Raw genomic sequence first — 17,970 nt, 5'->3', positions numbered from 1 at the left:
TAGACGGTTGCCGACACTGCGCCTTCGATGCAACATCGGGGCATGACCAAATACCTCATCTCCTTCCCGAGCGAAGCCATGAAGGTCACGGACGAGGAGCTGCCGCGCGTCGCCGACGATGCGCATGCGGTGATCGAGGAGGCCAAGGCGGCCGGCGTCTATGTGTTCGGCGGCGGAATCCACGAGGGAGTCGAGCCCGTGCTGGTCTCCGCCGACGGATCGGTGTCTTCGGAGATCTATCCCGGCAGCTATCTGAAGGGCGGGTTCACGGTGCTCGAGGTGCCGACCCGCGAGGAAGCCGTCGAATGGGCACGAAGAATCGCAGTCGCGTGCCGCTGCGCGCAGGAGCTGCGCGAGTTCATGTACGACCCGGCGAGCTAGGGTGGACCCTAGAACGGCTACGGGATGGCCAGCGCCGCCAGCACGCGCTCCGTGAGCCATGCCTTATCCTGCGGCCGGGCGAAGCTGTGGCTGTCGGTATCGCAGGTGGCGACTTCGCAGCGGGCGCGGGCGGGCGCGAAGGGGCCGGCCTTCCAGTGATCGGCGAAGGCGAGGGCGGTGTTGTCGGCCTTTGCCAGCAGGATGGTAACCGGAACCTGCGCGACGTTCAGCGCGGCGGCGAGGCGGGCGGGGAGGCTGGCCTGAACCTGCGAAGGCCTGGAAGATACCTTTAGCAAACCACTGACAAGTTTGCGTATATTCACGCCACCGGTAAACAGCCGAAGCAGTTCGCGCGGGTTCTTGAGCTTCTCGACATAGCGTGAGCGGATCGCCGCCGCCGGGGGCAGATCGTCGGCCGCTTCGATCGTCCAGGGATTGGTGAGGACGAGCGCATCGATCCCCGCGCTGGCGTGGTACAGGATCAGCGCGCTGGCGGCATCGCAATTGCCGAAGGCGACGATCCGGGTGAGCTGCGGTGCTTCGCGGCGAAAGGCCGCGACGGCTTCAGTAATATCCTCAGAAGTCGACTCGAAGCCATTGTTTTTCCCTGTTGAATCTCCGATTCCGCGGCGATCGTAGCGGAACACCGGATGGCCCGCCACGGCGACCGTGGCGGCAAGCTCGGCCATGCCGCGATGCGCGCCGATGCGAATCTCGTTCCCGCCCGAGACGATCAGCAGGCCCGTGGTGCCGGGGGCTTCGTCGAGCGTCGCGACGAGGGTTTCGCTGACGCATGGGAAGCTGGTCAGGCGGCGCATGCCGCGATCCACTGCGCAATATCGTCGGCGACGGCCTGTGCGAAGGCCGGGTCATTGTCCGGCTCCGCGCGCCGCCAGAGCGGACTTCCGGGCAGCTTGACGTCGGCGGGTTTGGCCTCGGTCTCGAGACGGACGGTGCGGATCGCCTCGGTCGAGGGAATCGCGGCGGCGAGTACGGCAAGGAAGGCTGGCGCGATCAGATTGCCGGCCAGCTCGACCGGCTCGGACGCAATGTCGAGCGAGGCGGGGTCGAAGGTGTCTCCCGCCTCACGCGAGGACGCCTGACGCGCACGGATCAGTTCGCGGCGGAGGTCGGCGCCGGACATCGGGGAGAGGTGGTAGCGGGCGGTGACCGCCGCATGGGTGTCGAGCAAGGTTCCGCTGCGGATAGCGAGGGCGAAGACGCGATCGTGGGTTGCCCTCACCCTCCCGGCGCTGCGCGCCTCCTTCCCTCTCCCAATGGGAGAGGGATTTTTGAGCGCTTCGACGGCAGCGGCGAAGGCGGCGCGGAGCGTTACCAGATCGGTTTCGTGCGTCGGCACCAGGCTCTCGCCCTGGCCCGGCAGATCGGGCAGCGCGCCCGCGATCCCGCGCTCGGCGAGCGCGCGCAGGATCGTCACCGCGAAGGCGCGCGTGCGGTTGGCTTCCTCGAACAGCGGCAGCGCGACGACAACGACAGGGCCGGCGGCGGGGCCGAAGCGGAGCATCGCCTCGCGGCCGCCGGGCCACTCATAGCTGTCGAACGCGATCAGGTGAGCGCCTTGGACGCGGCGAAGCGGACCAGCGCGCCGAAACTCTCGAGCATGTCGCCGTCGACCTCGTCATCCTCGATGATGATGCCGAGGCGGTCCTCGATCTCGGTCAGCACGCCCGCGACGGCCATCGAATCGAGCTCGGGCAGCGCGCCGAACAGCGGGGTCGCCTCGTCGAACGCGGCGACACGCTGGGCGTCGATTCCCAGCACGTCGCGCAGCACGCCGCGCACCGTTTCCTCGACCTCGTGAAATCCGTCCGGCTGCAACGTACGTCCCCCTGCTATTTTTGCGTTCCCGTTACCGGTTGCGCGCCGCGCTGCCAAGTGCTGCACCTGCTAACGGCAAACTCGCACTGTATCGTTAACCGATGCGAGCTAAGGAGGCGCGATGGTGGAACTGGACCCGACTCCCCGGCCGATCGATGCGCTGCCCCAATCGGGAGCACCCGATGACGTGGCGCTGGAAGATCGCAGCGGCGCGCTGACCTATGCCGGACTGGAAGCCGCGGTGGGCGCGCTGGCTGGCTGGCTGGAAGGGCAAGGCCTTGCGCCGGGCGCGCGCGTCGCGACCTGGCTGCCCAAGACACGGCTCGCCTGCCTGATGCCGCTCGCCGCCGCGCGCGCGGGACTGGTGCATGTGCCGGTCAATCCCGTGCTCAAGCGTGCGCAGGTGGCGCATATCCTGGCCGATAGCGGTGCTTCGTTGCTGATCACCCAGCCGGCGCGGTCGATGACGCTGGAGAGCGGCGACCTGCCCGATCATTGCCGGATCGCGGGCGATGACGAGGCGGTGCTCGACGGGCCGGGATTGCCGCCGTGCGATGCCGATCCGCAGGCGCTGGCGGCGATCCTCTACACCTCCGGCTCGACCGGGCGGCCCAAGGGGGTGATGCTGAGCCATGCGAACATGTGGCTGGGGGCGATCAGCGTCGCGCATTACCTGAAGATCGTACCCGAGGATCGCGTGCTGGGCGTGCTTCCGCTGAGCTTCGATTATGGGCAGAACCAGCTCTTCTCGACCTGGGCGGGCGGCGGGCGGGTGATCCCGCTCGACTATCTGACCGCGAAGGACGTGATCAAGGCGGTGGACCGGCACGGCGTGACGACGATCGCCGGCGTGCCGCCTTTATGGGTGCAGCTGCTGGATGCGGAGTGGCCGGAGACGACCGCCTGGCGGCTGCGGCGGCTGACCAATTCGGGCGGGGCGCTGACGCCCGGCATGGTGCGCGGGCTGCGCGCGAAGTTTCCCAAGGCGGACGTCTATCCGATGTACGGCCTGACCGAGGCGTTCCGCTCGACCTATCTCGATCCCGGGCTGGTCGACGCCAACCCGGATTCGATGGGACGGGCGATCCCTTTTGCCGAGATCATGGTGGTGCGGCCCGACGGCACCCGCGCCGGACCGGGCGAGCCGGGCGAGCTGGTTCACGCCGGGCCGCTGGTGGCGCAGGGCTATTGGCAGGACGCCGAACGGACGGCGCAGCGTTTCAGGCCGGCGCCGGAATTCTCGCGATATGGCGGGATGGCGGTGTTCTCGGGCGACACGGTGGTCGAGGGCGAAGATGGCCTGCTGCGCTTTGTCGGGCGCGACGACGAGATGATCAAGTCGCAGGGCAACCGGATCAGCCCGACCGAGGTCGAGGAGGCGGTGCTGGCCGGCGGCGAGGCGAGCGAAGCGGCGGCGTTCGGGATCAAGGACGAGCGGCTGGGGCAGGCGATCGTGGTGGTCGCGGTGGCGCGGGGGGACGCGGCTGTGGCTGAAGCGGCGCTGCGGGAGCGGCTGCGGCGCGAGCTGCCGAGCTTCATGCAACCCACCCGCTACGAATGGCGCGACAGCCTGCCGCGCAATGCGAACGGCAAGTTCGACCGATCGGGCTTGAAGGCGGAGCTGACGTCATGAAGCCAATGGGGCCGATTCCCCCCTATTTCGCGGGGCAGGGCGAGCTGACGATCGGGGGGAAGAGCGCGGCGAAATGGGTCGCGGAAGCGGGATCTCCGCTGTTCGTGTACGACATGGGCATCGTGCGCGAGCGGCTGGCGCGGTTGCGTGCGGCGTTGCCGGATGCGTGCGAGATCCATTTCGCGATCAAGGCCAATCCGTTGCCTGAATTTCTGGCGGCGGTGGCACCGCTGGTGGGCGGGCTGGATGTGGCCTCGGGCGGGGAGCTCGCCCGCGCACTCAAGGTCAAGGACGCGGCGCACATCAGCTTTGCGGGGCCGGGCAAGCGCGACGCCGAGCTGGAGGCTGCGATTGCCGCGGGCGCGACGCTGAACCTCGAGTCCGAGGACGAAGCGGAGCGGGCGCTGGCGATCGGGCAGCAGCTGGGGGCGGCGCCGAAGCTCGCGGTGCGGGTGAACCCTGACTTCGAGCTGCGCGGATCGGGGATGAAGATGGGCGGGCGCGCCTCGCCCTTCGGGGTCGATGCGGCGCGGGTGCCGGGGCTGGTGCGGCGGCTGATCGATCGCGGCGCGGACTGGCGGGGGTTCCATATCTTCGCCGGATCGCAGTCGCTGGATACGGCGGCGATCATCGAGACGCAGGCGGCGACGGTGGCGCTCGCGGCGCGGCTGGCGGAGGAGGCGGGGGCGGAGCCGCCGCTGGTCAACCTCGGCGGCGGGTTTGGCATTCCCTATTTCTCGGGCGATACGCCGGTCGATATCGACGCGGTCGGGGCCGCGCTGGGGGAGACGCTGGCGGTGCGGCCGGCGGTGCTGGCGAAGGCGGGTTTCGCGATCGAGCTGGGGCGGTGGATCGCGGGCGAGTGCGGCGTCTATCTGATGCGCGTGATCGACCGGAAGACGAGCGGCGAGGAGACCTTCCTGATCTGTGACGGCGGGCTGCATCACCAGCTGGCCGCTTCGGGCAATTTCGGGACGGTGGTGCGCCGCAACTATCCGGTCGCGGTGGCGGGGAAGATGGGCTTGGAACCGGCCGAAACCGTCTCCATTGTGGGCCCGCTTTGCACCCCGCTGGACCGGCTGGCCGATCGCGTGGCCTTGCCGCATGCCGAGCCCGGTGACGTCATCGCCGTGTTTCTGGCCGGAGCCTATGGCGCGAGCGCGAGCCCCGCGGCCTTTCTGGGGCATGGCCCGGCCGTGGAGATCGTCGCCTGCAGCTGATCAGCCGGAGCGGCTCTTCCCTCCCTAACGGTATCTTTACCTCTGCACCCCCATAGCAACCGCGAATGTGCGCGGATTTGCGGGGCGGGACGCCGCCCCTTCGCGTGCGAGACGGAGGTTCTGGGGTGATGCGTTTTCGGCACAATGCGAGGGTTCTGACGGCAGCGTCGATCGCCGCGGTCGCGCTTTCGAGCTGCGCGGGCGGGGGCAGCCGGCCCGAGCTGCCCGCCACCACCTTCGTCGCCAGCCGCGAGGGGCCAGGCGAGGAATATGTGATCGGGCCGCTCGACAGCCTGCAGATCTTCGTGTGGCGCAATCCCGAGCTGTCGGCGAAGGTGCAGGTGCGCCCCGACGGCCGCATCACCACCCCGCTGATCAGCGACATGCCCGCGGTCGGAAAGACCCCGGCGATGCTCGCTGACGATCTCAAGATCGCGCTGGGCGAATATATCAAGGACCCGATCGTCTCGGTCATCGTCGAGAATTTCAGCGGCACCTTCAGCCAGCAGATTCGCGTCGTCGGCGCGACCGAGAAGCCGGCCTCGCTGCCCTATCGCGCGAACATGACCCTGCTCGACGCGATGATCGCGGTGGGCGGGCTTTCGGAATTCGCGGCGGGCAACCGAGCGCGGCTGATCCGCTTCGACAAGAATAGCGGCAAGCAGCGCGAATACCGCCTGCGCCTCTCGGCGCTGCTCAAGAACGGGGACACGAGCGCGAACGTCCGGCTGGAACCGGGCGACGTGATCATCATCCCCGAAAGCATGTTCTAAGGGCGGCGTAGCGATGGGAGGCCTTTGGGAAGAAATCCGGACCCTGCTCCACGGAATCTGGCAGCGCCGCTGGATCGCTCTGGCGGTCGCATGGGCATTGTGCCTGGCGGGCTGGCTGGTCGTGTCGCAGATCCCCAACCAGTATGAGAGCCGCGCGCGCGTGCTCGTCCAGCTGCGGCAGATCCTGCCGGGGCAGGGCATCGCGACGCAGCAGGAGCAGCAGAAGGACATCGACCGGATCCGCCAGACGCTGACCAGCGCGGTGAACCTCGAAAAGGTCGTGCGCGGCACCGAGCTGGCCAACACCGTCGCCACCGACAAGGATGTGGCGGCGCGCGTCGCGGGCCTTCAGCAGAAGATCAAGGTGGTCGCGCAGCAGGACAATCTGTTCGAGATCACCGCTAGCGCGAGCAGCGGCAAGCTCGCGCGCGCGATCGTGCAGAAGCTGATCGACATCTTCGTCGAGGACAATCTGACTCAGGGCCGGGCCGAGGCGAGCCAGTCGCTCACCTTCCTCGACCAGCAGCTTGCCGAGCGTCAGAAGGCGCTGCAGGCGGCCGAGGCGAAGCAGGCCGAGTTCCAGGCGCGCTATCTGGGATCGCTGCCCGGCACCGGTTCGCTCACCGAGCGGCTGGCGACGGCGCGCGCCCAGCTCGCCCAGGTCAATTCCGAGCTCGCCGCTGCGCAGAGCGGGCTCGCGGCGGTCAACGGCCAGATGGCCGGAACGGCTGCCACCTCTCCCGGGGCCGGCGGCGCTGTCGCCGGGCCGGCGCGCGCGCGTGTTTCGGCTATTCAAGGACAGCTGGCCGAAGCCCGCGCGCGCGGTTGGACCGACAACCACCCAGATGTCGCGGCGCTGAAGAGCCAGCTTTCGCAGGCGCAGGTCGCCGCACGGGGCGAGAAGCCGGTTGCGGTCGCAGGCGGGGGCGCCAGTGCCAATCCGCTCTATCTGGGCCTCAAGACGATGCAGGCGGAGCGTTCGGCGCAGGTCGCCGCGCTCGCCAACCGCAAGGCGCAGATCGAGGCGGACATCAACGCCTTCGACCAGAAGATCGCAAGCGATCCCGCCGCGGCGCAGGAGCAGGCGGAGATCGACCGCAACTATCAGGTGCTCAAGACCGAATATGACAAGCTGCTGACCGACCGCGAGCAGGTGAAGCTGCGCAGCCAGGCCGCGAGCCAGGCCGATGCGGTGAAGTTCGACGTGGTCGATCCGCCGGTCCAGCCGACCGCGCCGAGCGCGCCCAATCGCATGCTGCTGCTCACCGGCGTGCTCATCGTCGGGCTCGGCGGCGGCGTGGCGGCGGCGTTCGGCCTGAGCCAGCTTGCCGGCACCTTCCCGACCGCCAAGCGGCTGGAGAAGGCGTCGGGCATGCCGGTGATCGGATCGGTGGGCGAGGTCGTGACCGCGGCGCAGACGGCGCTGCGCAGGAAACGATTGCAGATGTTCGCCGCGGCGACCGGCGGGCTGGTGTTCGCATGGGTCGCGCTGCTGGGGCTGGAGATGTTCCAGCGCGGCATGGCGGCGTGAGGGGAAAGCGATGAACGACGAAACGCCCCGGCGCTATCGCGGTTCGCTCCTCGAACGGGCGGCCGAGCGCTATGACCTGATGCACGAGCCGCGGGTGATCCCGCCGGTGCCGGCTGCCGAGCCGGCGCGTGTGCCGCCCGATCCGGTCGCGCTTGAGGCCGAGCACGAGCTGGCGTCGGAACCGACCGCACCCAGGCCCAATCCGGCTGAGGCGGCTCCGGCCGAGGAAACAATAGCGGAAGAGGTGGTAGCGGAGCCGGCCGCGGTCGAGGCGCCGGCCTCGCCGCTCGTTTGCCCGGCACCGCGCGTGCGTGCGCCGAGCCGCGATGCCTTCATCACGATCGATCGCGATCGGCTCGCCGAGGAAGGGATGCTGGTTCCCGGCGCGACGGTGACCGCGCTCGCCGAGGAATTCCGCCTGATCAAGCGCCAGCTGCTCAACACCGCCCGTGCGGTCTGGGCGGCGGACAGCGACGCGAACGAGAACCGCGCGCGGATGATCCTGGTCTGCTCGGCCAAGCCCAATGACGGCAAGACCTTCTGCGCGATCAACCTCGCGCTCTCGATGGCGGCCGAGAAGGATGTCGAGGTTCTGCTGGTCGACGCCGATTTCGCCAAGCCCGACGTAATGGCGCGTCTTGGCGCGTCCGAGGGGCCGGGCCTGCTCGACGTGCTCGCGGGCGACATCGACAATGTCGAATCCTGCGTGATCGCGACCGATGTGCCGCAGCTTTCGGTGCTGCCGGCCGGCACGCGATCGAACGCCGACACCGAATTGCTGGCGAGCGAGCGCGCCGCCAGGATCCTCGAATCGCTCGCCGCCGCCGATCCGCGCCGTATCGTCATTTTCGATTCGCCGCCCGCACTCGCCGCCTCGCCCGCTTCGGTGCTGGCCGGGCAGGTGGGGCAGGTGATGCTGGTGGTCCGCGCCGACCGCACGAGCGAGAGCGACCTGCGCGAAGCGGTCGGCCTGCTCGACGGGTGCGATCAGATCCAGCTCGTGCTCAACAGCGTGTCCTTCCAGCCGGGCGGGCGCCGCTTCGGCAGCTATGGTGCCTATTACGGGGAAGCCGAATCATGAGGCTGTTCGCTGCGGCGATCGCCGCCACCGCCCTTGTCGCCCTTCCGGCGGCCGCGCAGGAGCGCCGCAAGTCGATCGAGGCGCATGTCGATGCCGCGCAGGTGCTCGTCGCCGACTTCGAGTCCGACGAGGTGCTGACCTATACCTCGGTCGGTGCCGGCGTCGACGCCGCGATCCAGACCCGCCGGGTCGAGGTGCAGCTTTCGTACAAGTACGAGCATCGCTTCTCCTACGACCGCGACGTTGCCGACAGCGATACGCATAGCGGCCTTGCCCGCGCGGCGGTCCGCATCGGGCGCGGCTTGACGCTGGAAGGCGGCGCGCTGGCGACCCGCACGCGCAGTGACATCCGTGGCGACGCGCCCGGCAACCTGGCCGGCAATGTCCGCAACGTCAGCCAGATCTATTCGGCCTATGCCGGCCCGACTTTCCACGCCGGGAACGGCCCGATCGACCTCAGCGCCGCCTATCGCTTCGGCTATGTGAAGGCGGAGGCGCCCGACATCGCCGGAGTCGATCCGCTGCTCCCGCCGCTCGACGTGTACGACAGCTCGACCAGCCACCTCGCGCAGGTGCGCGCTGGCGTGAAGGCGGGATCGGTGCTGCCGGTCGGTCTCAGCGTCGCCGGCGCCTGGCAGCGCGAGGAGGCGAGCCAGCTCGACCAGACCTATGACGGCAAGTTCGCGCGCGCCGATGCGGTGCTGCCGGTGGGCGCCGGCCTCGCGGTCGTCGGCGGGGTGGGGTACGAGAGGATCAAGATCACCCAGCGCGATCCTCTGCGCGATGCCGCGGGCAACATCGTGCGCGACGGCAACGGCCGGTTCGTCACCGATCCCGCTTCGCCGCCGCGCATCGCCTATGACCTCGACGGCGTGTTCTGGGACGCGGGCGTGATCTACAAGCCCAGCACGCGCCTGATGCTCGAGGCGCGGGTCGGCCGCCGCTATGATTCGATGAGCTATACCGGGTCGCTGCAGTGGCAGATCTCGCGCCGCTCGGGGCTTCAGGTGGGCGTCTATGATTCGGTCGACAGCTTCGGCCGCCAGCTGCTGCGCGACCTTGCGGCGCTGCCGACCAGCTTCAACATCCCGGGCGATCCGTTCGGGGATGCGTTCAACGGCTGCGTGTTCGGCGACACCGCGACCGCGGCGGGCGGATGCCTGGCCAACTCGCTCGGCTCGATATCGACCGCGAGCTATCGCGCGCGGGGCGTCAACGCGGTGCTCTCGATGAATGCGGGGCCGACCACGCTGGGCCTCGGCCTCGGCTATGCCAACCGCCGCTATCTGGTGCCGCCCGGCGTGATCCTGGCGGGTACGAGCGACGACAACTGGTATGGCCAGTTCTTCGCGACGCAGGCGCTCGACGCGGTGTCGAGCATCAGCGGCAACGTCTACGCCAATTATTACGAGAGCAACCTGCCGGGGTCGCCCGGCGTGTTCGGGGCTGGTGCCAACGGCTCTTATTATCGTAGCTTCGGATCGCTCAGCGCGATGGCGACGCTTGGGATTTCGACGTTCGATATCGAGGGCGAGGGCAATACATCTGCCCAGGCGCTGCTCGGTGTTCGCTACGGCTTCTGACGGGTGGACTGATGTACGACGAGCATTATGGCCTGAGCGGTCGGCCATTCCAGCTGACCCCGGATCCGGCGTTCTGGTTCGACACCGCGACGCATCGCAAGGCGATGGCGTATCTGGGATACGGTCTGAGCCAGGGCGAGGGGTTCATCGTGATCACCGGATCGCCGGGCGCGGGCAAGACCACGCTGGTCGGCCATCTGATGGACACGATCGACCGCGAGCGGCTCAACGTCATCCGCATCGTGACCACGCAGGTAAAGTCCGAGGATCTGCTGCATCTCGTGGCGCAGGGGCTCGGCACCGACACCACCGGCCTTGCCAAGGCGCAGACGCTGGCGGCGATCGAGAAGGGGCTGCATGCCGTCGCGCGCACCGGCAAGCGCACGCTGCTGATCGTCGACGAGGCGCAGGCGCTGCCGATGGAGAGCCTGGAGGAGCTGCGCATGCTCTCCAACTTCCAGGCCGGCGGCTATCCGCTGCTGCAGATCTTCCTGCTCGGCCAGCCCGAGTTCCGGGCATTGTTCGCCGATCCGCGGCTGGAGCAGCTGCGCCAGCGCGTGATCGCGATGCACCAGCTCGATCCGATGGGGCTTGAGGAGCTCGAGCCCTATCTGATCCACCGCCTGACGGTGGTCGGCTGGAACGGCAAGCCGAAGTTCGAGCAGGGCGCGGTCGAGGCGATCCATCGCTGGTCCGGCGGCATCCCGCGCAAGGTCAACCAGCTCACCGGCCGGGTGATGCTGTTCGGGGCGATCGAGCAGATCGAGAGCTTCAGCGCCGAAGACGTCGAGACGGTGATCGCCGATCTCGACAACGACACGGTGGTTGCCGGGCGTCCGCTTGCCGCCGCCGCGAACGCCGCGACCGCGAGCGCGACCGCCTCGATCGAGGCGCCGGTCGCGGCGGCGGCTCAAGGCGCTGAGCTGGTGGACAATGCCGCGATCGATGCGCTGCACGCGCGGATGGCGCGGCTCGAAGCGCGCCTCGAAGAGCAGGATGCGGCGCTGCGGCGCGTGCTGACGCTGATGGTCGACTTCATCGAGGGCGAAGAGGGCGCCAGGGGAATCGGGGCGCCGCGGCGCGAAACCGCCGCCTGGCAATGACCGCGAACGCACTCTCGGTCGATGTCGAGGACTGGTTCCAGGTCGGCGCGTTCGAGAAGGTGATCGCGCGCGGCGATTGGGACGGGCTCGACCATCGCGTCGAGGCGAACACCGACAAGGTGCTCGAGCTGTTCGACGTGGGCGGGGTCAAGGCGACCTTCTTCACGCTCGGCTGGGTCGCGGACAGATATCCCGCGCTGATGCGCCGCATCGCCGCGGCGGGGCATGAGGTGGCGAGCCATGGCTGGGATCACCAGCGCGTGTTCAACCTGACGCCCGAGCAGTTCCGCGACGACATCGCGCGCGCCCGCGCGGCGCTGGAGGATGCGAGCGGGCAGAAAGTGACCGGATACCGCGCCCCGAGCTTCTCGATCGACAAGCGGACCCCCTGGGCGCACGCGATCCTCGCCGAGCAGGGCTATGCCTATTCGTCGAGCGTCGCGCCGATCGGGCACGATCATTATGGCTGGGAGGATGCGCCGCGTACCGCATTCCGGCCGGTCGCGGGCAGCGATCTGATCGAGCTGCCGGTGACCACGGCGAAGTTCCTGGGCCGCGAGGTCACGACCGGCGGAGGCTTTTTCCGGCTGCTGCCCGGCAATGTCATCTATCGCGCGATCGATGCGCTCAACGGGGCGGGCCGGCCGGCGATCTTCTATTTCCATCCCTGGGAGGTCGATCCCGCCCAGCCACGCGTGGCCAGCGCGCCGCTCAAGTCGAAGCTGCGCCACTATGCGCGGCTGGGCGCGATGGCGGGCAAGCTGGGGACGCTGATGCGCCGGCATCGCTGGGACCGCACCGACCGCGTCGCCGCCGCCGAAGCGGCGAAGCTCGCGTGAACGCGCCGGTGCGCCTGGCCGCGCCTGTGGTGCGCGTCGCCGATCTCGCCGATCCGCTCGAGCGCGCTCGGATCGAGGCGTTCGTCGAGGCGCATCCGGACGGCACGCCCTTTCACCTGCCCGCATGGAGCGCGGCGGTGGAGAAGGGCTGCGGACAGAAGGCGCATTATCTGGTTGCCGAGCGCGACGGGCAGGGCGTGGTTGGCGTGATGCCGCTGACCGAGCTGCACTCGCCGCTGTTCGGCCGCGTGCTCGCCTCGGCCGGGTTCGGCGTGGATGGAGGCATCCTGGCGGACCGGCCCGAGGTGATGCGGCTGCTGGCCGAGGCGTGCTGGAAGATCGCGGTGCAGCTGAGCTGCCCGAGCGTCGAGGTGCGCGGCGGGCCGTTGCCCGGGCCCGAATGGACGATCGACGACGGCCATTATCTCGGCTTCGTGCGCGATCTGGCAACGGACGACGAGGCGGAGCTGCTGCAGATTCCCCGCAAGCAGCGCGCAGAGGTGCGCAAGTCGCTTGGCTATGACCTCGACATCTCGACCGGGCAGGGCCCGGCCGACGTCGCGGCGCATTATGCCGTCTATGCCGAATCCGTGCGCAATCTCGGCACCCCGGTCTTCCCGCGCCGCCTGTTCACGGAAATGTTGCATGAATTTGGCAGTGCTGCCGACGTCCTGATCGTGCGGGACGGGGGGAAGGCGGTGGCTGGCGTGTTGAGCCTGTACTGGCGCGGAACGGTCTATCCCTATTGGGGTGGCGGGACGGCGGACGCGCGGCGGCTGCGCGCCAATGACCGCATGTATTTCGAGCTGATGCGCCACGCGCGGGCGCGCGGCTGCACGCGCTTCGATTTCGGGCGATCGAAGGTCGGCACCGGCGCGGCGGCGTTCAAGAAGAACTGGGGCTTCGAGCCGCAGCCGCTGGTCTATTACGACCGTGTGGCCGAGGGCGCGGCGATCCGCGACGCCAATCCGCTCAACCCCAAATACCGGCTTCAGGTCGCGGTGTGGAGCAAGCTGCCGCTTGCCATCGCCAACCGCGTGGGACCGTGGATTTCGCGAGGCCTAGGCTGATGGGCGACATCCTGTTCCTCGCGCATCGCGTGCCGTTCCCGCCCGACCGCGGCGACAAGATCCGCGCGTTCAACATCCTGCGCTATCTTTCGCAGCGCAGGCGCGTGCACCTGATCGCCTTTGCCGACGATCCCGCCGACCTCAAGGATCGCAGCGGGCTGGCCAAGGTGACGGCGAGCCGAGAGATCGTGTGGCGCGGCAAGGGGCAGGCGACCGCGGGCGTTCAGGCGCTGGCCCAGCGGCGGCCCTTCTCGCTCACCGCGTTCGACAATCCCGAGCTGCGCAACGCCGTCGCCGCAGCGCTCGCGCAGCGCTCGATCGACACGATCTACGTCTTCTCCAGCCAGATGGCGCAGTATCTGCCGCACAAGCTGCGCCAGCGCGTGGTGATGGACTTTGTCGACATGGATTCGGCCAAGTTCGCGACCTACGGCAAGACCACGCGCGGCTTCACCGGCTGGATGATGCGGCGCGAGGCGCGGATGCTCGCGCAGTTCGAGAAATCCGTGGCGGCGAGGGCCGATGCCAGCCTGTTCGTGAGCGAGGCGGAGGCCGGCCTGTTTCGTGAGCGCACCGGCGCAGATCGCGTCCATGCAGTCGAGAACGGCATCGATACCATGAAGTTCGACCCCGGGGCGTCCTTCGCGCGGATCGAGGCGGTGGCGCCGCTGATCGTCTTTACCGGCCAGATGGACTACCGCCCGAATGTCGAGGGTGTGACCTGGTTTGCCGAGAGCGTTTTTCCGCATATCCGCGTTCGCAATCCTGACGCACAGTTCGCGATCGTGGGACGCAAGCCCGATGCGGCGGTGCAGGCGCTGGCGAGGATCGACGGCGTGACGGTGACGGGGGAAGTGCCCGATGTGCGCCCGTGGCTGGCTGCGGGGTCGGTGGTGGTGGCGCCGCTCAAGCTCGCGCGCGGGGTGCAGAACAAGGTGCTGGAGGCGATGGCGATGGCGCGGCCGGTGGTCGCGTCCACCGCGGCGGCAACGGGCATCGATCATGGCGGCACGATCGAGCTGGGCGAGAACGTCGGCGGAATGGCCGATGCGGTGAACGCGCTGCTCGACGATCCGGCGCGTGGCGCCGAGCTGGGCAAGGCGGCGCGGCAACGGGTGATCGAGCTCTATGGCTGGGAGGCCAAGCTGTCCGCGCTTGACGCCATCATGGGGTTCGACAAGGGCCGTGGCGATCCGCGCCGGAAGGTGGCGGCATGACGACGGTGGTGGCGAACGGCGGATTCGAGGCGCCCGCACTGGGGTTCGACGCCACGTGGAAGCGGCATGCGGCGCTGCTGGCCGGCATGTGGGCCGTGCTGTTGCTGCTGTTCCATCGCGATGTCGCCGATCTCGCGACGATCTACTGGACCAACACCACTTTCGGCCACTGCCTGTTCATCGCGCCGGTGGTGGCGTGGCTGGTGTGGCAGCGCCGCGCGGACCTGCCCACGGTGCGGCCCGAGGCGTGGTGGCCGGGGCTGGGGCTTGTCGGCGGGGGCGGGTTCGCCTGGCTGTTGGGCGACGCCGCGGGCGTGGCGCTGTTCCGCCATCTCGGCCTCGTCGTGATGCTGCAGGGCGCGGTCGTCGCGCTGCTCGGCCCCAATGTCGCGCGCGCGCTGCTCTTCCCGCTCTGCTACATGACCTTCCTCGTACCTTTCGGCGACGCGCTGGAGAAGCCGCTGCAGGATCTGACTGTGGCGATCATGGTGCCGCTGCTCGACCTGTTCGGCGTGCCCGCGCATGTCGACGGCGTGCTGATCACCACGCCCAACGGCTATTTCGAGGTGGCCGAGGCCTGTTCCGGCTCGAAGTTCGTGATCGCGATGATCGCCTACGGCACTCTGGTGGCGAACGTCTGCTACGTCAGCTGGACGCGGCGCGCGGCGTTCATGGCGGTGGCGCTGATCGTGCCGATGCTGGCCAATGGCGTGCGGGCGTTCGGGACGGTCTATGCGGCCTATCTGACCTCGGTCGAGGCGGCGACGGGGTACGACCATATCGTCTATGGCTGGTTCTTCTTTGGTGCAGTGATGGCCGGCGTGCTCGCGATCGGATGGAAATGGTTCGATCGCGATCCCGACGCGCCTTGGTTCGATGCGTCCAAGCTCCAGCGGCGCTGGTGGGGCACTGCGCGGATGCCGGCTGTGGTCGCGCTCACCGGATTGTTCGTGGTGAGCCTGTTCATGGCGTGGGGCGGGGCGATCGCGTCGCGCGCCGATACGCTGCCGGCCAAGGTCGCGATGCCGCAGGTGGCGGGCTGGACGCAGGTGCCGCTGAGCAAGCGCGCCGAGTGGAAGCCCAACTTCCCCGGCGCCGATCATTTCCTGATGGGCCGCTATTCGGATGGGATGGGGGCCGAGGTCGACCTGGTGCTCGCCATCTATGGCAGCCAGCGCGAGGGCAAGGAGCTGGTCGGCTTCGGCCAGGGTGCGATCCGCGAGAACGATCAGTGGGTGCGGATCGAGGATCTGCCCGAGCTGGAAGGCGGCAAGGCGATGCGCATGACCGCACCCGGCCCGGTCGAGCGCGAGGTGGTGACCTGGTATCGCGTGGGCGACGTGCTGACGTCGAGTGAATCGCGGGTGAAGCTGGAAACGCTCAAGGCGAAGCTGCTGGGCGGCAAGCAGCGCGCGGTGGCGGTGATGGTCTCGGCCGAAAAGGGCGAACTGCCGGCGCGGGCGGCGATCAAGCGATTCCTCGGCGCGCTGGGTCCAGTGGAGCAGGCGGCCGACCGCGCAGCCGGGGCGAACTGAATACTTGTTCCGTTCGCCCTGAGCTTGTCGCGAAGGGCCGTCTTTCCTCTCGATCCGTCGAGAAGTGAAGAACAGGGCTTCGACAAGATCAGCCCGAACGGGTTAGGGAGACGTGAGCAAGCGGGGCGGGACGAACAGACTGATGTGCGGGATTGCGGGGCTTTACTATCCGGGCGTGCCGAAGCCGGTCGAGCCGTCGCGCGTCAAGGCGATGGCCGACGCGCTCGCGCATCGGGGGCCGGACGGATCAGGCGTGTGGACCGCGCCGGGCGTGGGCCTGGGGCATCGCCGCCTGTCGATCATCGACCTCGCCGGGGGCGCGCAGCCGATGGCGACCCCCGAAGGCGATTGCGTGGTCAGCTACAATGGCGAGATCTATAATTTCCTGGAGGTGCGAGCGGAGCTGGAGGCGAAGGGCGCCAAGTTCCAGAGCAACAGCGATACCGAAGTGCTGCTGCACGGCTGGCGCGCCTGGGGGGCGGCGATGCTCTCCAGGCTCAACGGCATGTTCGCCATTGCCCTTTACGACGCCCGCGCGCAATCGCTGCTGCTGGCGCGTGACCGGCTGGGGGTGAAGCCGCTCCACTATGCCGAGCTGTCGGACGGGGCAGTAGCTTTCGCATCGGAGATCAAGGGGTTGCTGGCGCATCCTCTGTTCCGGCGGCAACCCGATTTCAGTGCGGTCGAGGACTTTCTGGGGCTGGGGTATGTGCCCGACGACGCATCGGTGCTGGCGGGTGTGAAGAAGCTGCCTGCGGGGCACTATCTTCTGCTCGAGCGGGGAAAGCCCGTGCCCGCGCCCACCGAATGGTGGGACATCGATTTCTCGAAGCGGACCAAGGGATCGGTGCGCGATCTCGAAGCGCAATTGATCGAGCATATGCGCGCGGCGGTACGCTCGCGGATGATCGCGGACGTGCCGCTCGGCGCGTTCCTGTCGGGCGGGGTGGATTCGAGCGCGGTGGTCGCGCTGATGGCCGAGGCGAGCCGCAATGCGGTCAAGACCTGCACGATCGGGTTCGACGAGACCGGCCATGACGAACGTGTCTATGCCCGTGTGGTCGCCGAGCGATTCCGCACCGAGCATCGCACCCGCACCGTGGCGGCGGACGATTTTCAGCTAATCGACACGCTGGTCCATCATTTCGACGAGCCCTTTGCCGATGCCTCGGCGCTGGCGACCTATCGCGTGTGCGAGCTGGCGCGCGAGACGGTGACGGTGGCGCTGTCGGGCGACGGCGCCGACGAGGCGCTGGCAGGGTATCGCCGCTACCGGTTTCACGCTGCCGAAGAGCGCGTTCGTGGCCTGCTCCCGGCGGCAGTACGGCAGGGCGTGTTCGGCACGCTGGGACGCCTCTATCCCAAGGCCGACTGGGCGCCACGGCCGCTGAGGGCCAAGACCACGCTGCTTGCGCTCGCCGAGGACAGCGGCGCGGCCTATGCCAATGCGGTGGGGGTCACGGCGCCGCCGGTGCGGCAGGGCCTCTATACCGACGCGGCGCGCGCGCAGCTCGGCGGGCACCGGGCCGAGAACCGCTATGTCGAGACGATGCGCAATGCCCCGGCGCGCGACGGCCTCGACCGCGCGCAATATGCCGATTTCAAGCATTGGTTGCCGGGCGACATCCTGACCAAGATGGACCGCACCAGCATGGCGGTGAGCCTGGAGGCGCGCGAGCCGCTGCTCGACTATCGCTTCGTCGAGTTCGCCGCGACGCTGCCTGCGTCGATGCGCCTCCGCGCCGGGCAGGGCAAATGGCTGATGAAGAAGGCGCTCGAGCCCTATCTGCCCAAGGACATCCTCTACCGGCCAAAAATGGGGTTCGTGACCCCGGTCTCGGCCTGGTTCCGCAAGGCGCTGGCGGACGAGGCGGCGGCGCTGTCGCGCTCGGCGGTGCTGGCCGGAAGCGGTTGGTTCGAGCCCAAGGCGATCGCCCGGCTGGCAGAAGAGCACCGCAGCGGCCGCGCCGAGCATGGCCGCACGCTGTGGCAGCTCATGATGCTGGAGCGGAGTCTGGGGCGGTTGTTCGGGTGATCCCATTCCTCCTCTGAGCTTGCTCCGGGGGAGGGGGACCGCCGCCGGAGGCGGTGGTGGAGGGGCGGCCGCGCAGACGGCCGAGAGCAGCTCGGCAAAATTCCGCCCTCTACGGGGCGGCCCCTCCGTC

At 68.6% G+C, this 17,970-nt stretch carries 16 protein-coding genes; 13 read left to right on the top strand and 3 right to left on the bottom strand.

The features are described 5' to 3' along the window. Positions 1–42 precede the first annotated feature (42 nt). A complete protein-coding gene (locus VGD28_RS07270; protein ID WP_331027670.1) occupies positions 43–381 on the top strand; it encodes a transcription initiation protein in 339 nt (112 codons plus the stop codon). Positions 382–398: 17 nt separating this feature from the next. Here the strand turns inward: VGD28_RS07270 and VGD28_RS07265 are convergent, their stop codons facing one another. From VGD28_RS07265 to VGD28_RS07255, 3 genes are read right to left on the bottom strand one after another with little or no spacing between them, the layout of a single operon-like run. Continuing rightward, positions 399–1,199, bottom strand: a complete 801-nt coding sequence (locus tag VGD28_RS07265) for a hydrolase 1, exosortase A system-associated (RefSeq protein ID WP_331027669.1) — start codon at positions 1,197–1,199, stop codon at positions 399–401. Then, positions 1,187–1,906, bottom strand: a complete 720-nt coding sequence (locus VGD28_RS07260) for a hypothetical protein (RefSeq protein WP_331027668.1) — start codon at positions 1,904–1,906, stop codon at positions 1,187–1,189. Before VGD28_RS07260 ends, VGD28_RS07265 begins: the two co-directional genes overlap by 13 nt. Positions 1,907–1,947: 41 nt before the next feature. Continuing rightward, positions 1,948–2,220, bottom strand: a complete 273-nt coding sequence (locus tag VGD28_RS07255) for an acyl carrier protein (protein ID WP_331027667.1) — start codon at positions 2,218–2,220, stop codon at positions 1,948–1,950. Between the two features lie 121 nt (positions 2,221–2,341). On the opposite strand from VGD28_RS07255, the gene VGD28_RS07250 reads away from it, so the two are divergent. From VGD28_RS07250 to VGD28_RS07195, 12 genes are all read left to right on the top strand, one after another. After that, the gene (locus VGD28_RS07250) at positions 2,342–3,853 is read left to right on the top strand and encodes an acyl-CoA ligase (AMP-forming), exosortase A system-associated (RefSeq protein ID WP_331027666.1); all 1,512 of its coding nucleotides are present in this window, start codon (positions 2,342–2,344) and stop codon (positions 3,851–3,853) included. Further along, positions 3,850–5,073, top strand: a complete 1,224-nt coding sequence (locus VGD28_RS07245; RefSeq protein ID WP_331027665.1) for a pyridoxal-dependent decarboxylase, exosortase A system-associated — start codon at positions 3,850–3,852, stop codon at positions 5,071–5,073. Before VGD28_RS07250 ends, VGD28_RS07245 begins: the two co-directional genes overlap by 4 nt. A gap of 128 nt (positions 5,074–5,201) precedes the next feature. Further along, a complete protein-coding gene (locus VGD28_RS07240; RefSeq protein WP_331027664.1) occupies positions 5,202–5,846 on the top strand; it encodes an XrtA/PEP-CTERM system exopolysaccharide export protein in 645 nt (214 codons plus the stop codon). Between the two features lie 13 nt (positions 5,847–5,859). Further along, positions 5,860–7,377 (top strand): XrtA system polysaccharide chain length determinant, encoded by a 1,518-nt coding sequence (locus tag VGD28_RS07235; RefSeq protein ID WP_331027663.1) that lies wholly within the window; start codon positions 5,860–5,862, stop codon positions 7,375–7,377. A gap of 10 nt (positions 7,378–7,387) precedes the next feature. Continuing rightward, positions 7,388–8,458: an AAA family ATPase gene (locus tag VGD28_RS07230; protein ID WP_331027662.1), complete on the top strand. Its 1,071-nt coding sequence runs from the start codon at positions 7,388–7,390 to the stop codon at positions 8,456–8,458. Beyond that, entirely contained in the window at positions 8,455–10,041 is a 1,587-nt protein-coding gene (locus tag VGD28_RS07225; RefSeq protein ID WP_331027661.1) for a hypothetical protein, read from the top strand. Before VGD28_RS07230 ends, VGD28_RS07225 begins: the two co-directional genes overlap by 4 nt. A gap of 11 nt (positions 10,042–10,052) precedes the next feature. After that, the gene (locus VGD28_RS07220; RefSeq protein WP_331027660.1) at positions 10,053–11,144 is read left to right on the top strand and encodes an AAA family ATPase; all 1,092 of its coding nucleotides are present in this window, start codon (positions 10,053–10,055) and stop codon (positions 11,142–11,144) included. Beyond that, positions 11,141–11,983 (top strand): XrtA system polysaccharide deacetylase, encoded by an 843-nt coding sequence (locus VGD28_RS07215; RefSeq protein ID WP_331027659.1) that lies wholly within the window; start codon positions 11,141–11,143, stop codon positions 11,981–11,983. Before VGD28_RS07220 ends, VGD28_RS07215 begins: the two co-directional genes overlap by 4 nt. After that, entirely contained in the window at positions 11,980–13,053 is a 1,074-nt protein-coding gene (locus tag VGD28_RS07210; protein ID WP_331027658.1) for a FemAB family XrtA/PEP-CTERM system-associated protein, read from the top strand. Before VGD28_RS07215 ends, VGD28_RS07210 begins: the two co-directional genes overlap by 4 nt. Further along, the gene (locus VGD28_RS07205) at positions 13,053–14,270 is read left to right on the top strand and encodes a TIGR03087 family PEP-CTERM/XrtA system glycosyltransferase (protein WP_331027657.1); all 1,218 of its coding nucleotides are present in this window, start codon (positions 13,053–13,055) and stop codon (positions 14,268–14,270) included. Before VGD28_RS07210 ends, VGD28_RS07205 begins: the two co-directional genes overlap by 1 nt. Then, complete coding sequence (gene xrtA / locus VGD28_RS07200) at positions 14,267–15,805, top strand: exosortase A (RefSeq protein WP_331027656.1); 1,539 nt, start codon at positions 14,267–14,269, stop codon at positions 15,803–15,805. The genes VGD28_RS07205 and xrtA overlap by 4 nt, the downstream gene beginning before the upstream one ends. A gap of 142 nt (positions 15,806–15,947) precedes the next feature. Next, positions 15,948–17,840: an XrtA/PEP-CTERM system amidotransferase gene (locus VGD28_RS07195; RefSeq protein WP_331027655.1), complete on the top strand. Its 1,893-nt coding sequence runs from the start codon at positions 15,948–15,950 to the stop codon at positions 17,838–17,840. The last annotated feature ends 130 nt before the right edge of the window (positions 17,841–17,970 follow it).

The sequence above is a fragment of the Sphingomonas sp. genome (assembly GCF_036402235.1).
In the GTDB taxonomy this organism is placed as follows: Bacteria; Pseudomonadota; Alphaproteobacteria; order Sphingomonadales; family Sphingomonadaceae; genus Sphingomonas.
This window is presented reverse-complemented; position numbering and strand designations above follow the sequence as displayed.

What these genes read in the sequence shown, in the direction of transcription:
- VGD28_RS07205 (WP_331027657.1), top strand. Translation starts at nt 13,053, where the DNA reads ATGGGCGACATCCTGTTCCTCGCGCATCGCGTGCCGTTCCCGCCCGAC.
- VGD28_RS07215 (WP_331027659.1), top strand. Translation starts at nt 11,141, where the DNA reads ATGACCGCGAACGCACTCTCGGTCGATGTCGAGGACTGGTTCCAGGTC.
- VGD28_RS07260 (WP_331027668.1), bottom strand. Translation starts at nt 1,906, where the DNA reads ATGCTCCGCTTCGGCCCCGCCGCCGGCCCTGTCGTTGTCGTCGCGCTG.
- VGD28_RS07230 (WP_331027662.1), top strand. Translation starts at nt 7,388, where the DNA reads ATGAACGACGAAACGCCCCGGCGCTATCGCGGTTCGCTCCTCGAACGG.
- VGD28_RS07245 (WP_331027665.1), top strand. Translation starts at nt 3,850, where the DNA reads ATGAAGCCAATGGGGCCGATTCCCCCCTATTTCGCGGGGCAGGGCGAG.
- VGD28_RS07220 (WP_331027660.1), top strand. Translation starts at nt 10,053, where the DNA reads ATGTACGACGAGCATTATGGCCTGAGCGGTCGGCCATTCCAGCTGACC.
- VGD28_RS07225 (WP_331027661.1), top strand. Translation starts at nt 8,455, where the DNA reads ATGAGGCTGTTCGCTGCGGCGATCGCCGCCACCGCCCTTGTCGCCCTT.
- xrtA (WP_331027656.1), top strand. Translation starts at nt 14,267, where the DNA reads ATGACGACGGTGGTGGCGAACGGCGGATTCGAGGCGCCCGCACTGGGG.
- VGD28_RS07270 (WP_331027670.1), top strand. Translation starts at nt 43, where the DNA reads ATGACCAAATACCTCATCTCCTTCCCGAGCGAAGCCATGAAGGTCACG.
- VGD28_RS07235 (WP_331027663.1), top strand. Translation starts at nt 5,860, where the DNA reads ATGGGAGGCCTTTGGGAAGAAATCCGGACCCTGCTCCACGGAATCTGG.
- VGD28_RS07250 (WP_331027666.1), top strand. Translation starts at nt 2,342, where the DNA reads ATGGTGGAACTGGACCCGACTCCCCGGCCGATCGATGCGCTGCCCCAA.
- VGD28_RS07195 (WP_331027655.1), top strand. Translation starts at nt 15,948, where the DNA reads ATGTGCGGGATTGCGGGGCTTTACTATCCGGGCGTGCCGAAGCCGGTC.
- VGD28_RS07240 (WP_331027664.1), top strand. Translation starts at nt 5,202, where the DNA reads ATGCGTTTTCGGCACAATGCGAGGGTTCTGACGGCAGCGTCGATCGCC.
- VGD28_RS07265 (WP_331027669.1), bottom strand. Translation starts at nt 1,199, where the DNA reads ATGCGCCGCCTGACCAGCTTCCCATGCGTCAGCGAAACCCTCGTCGCG.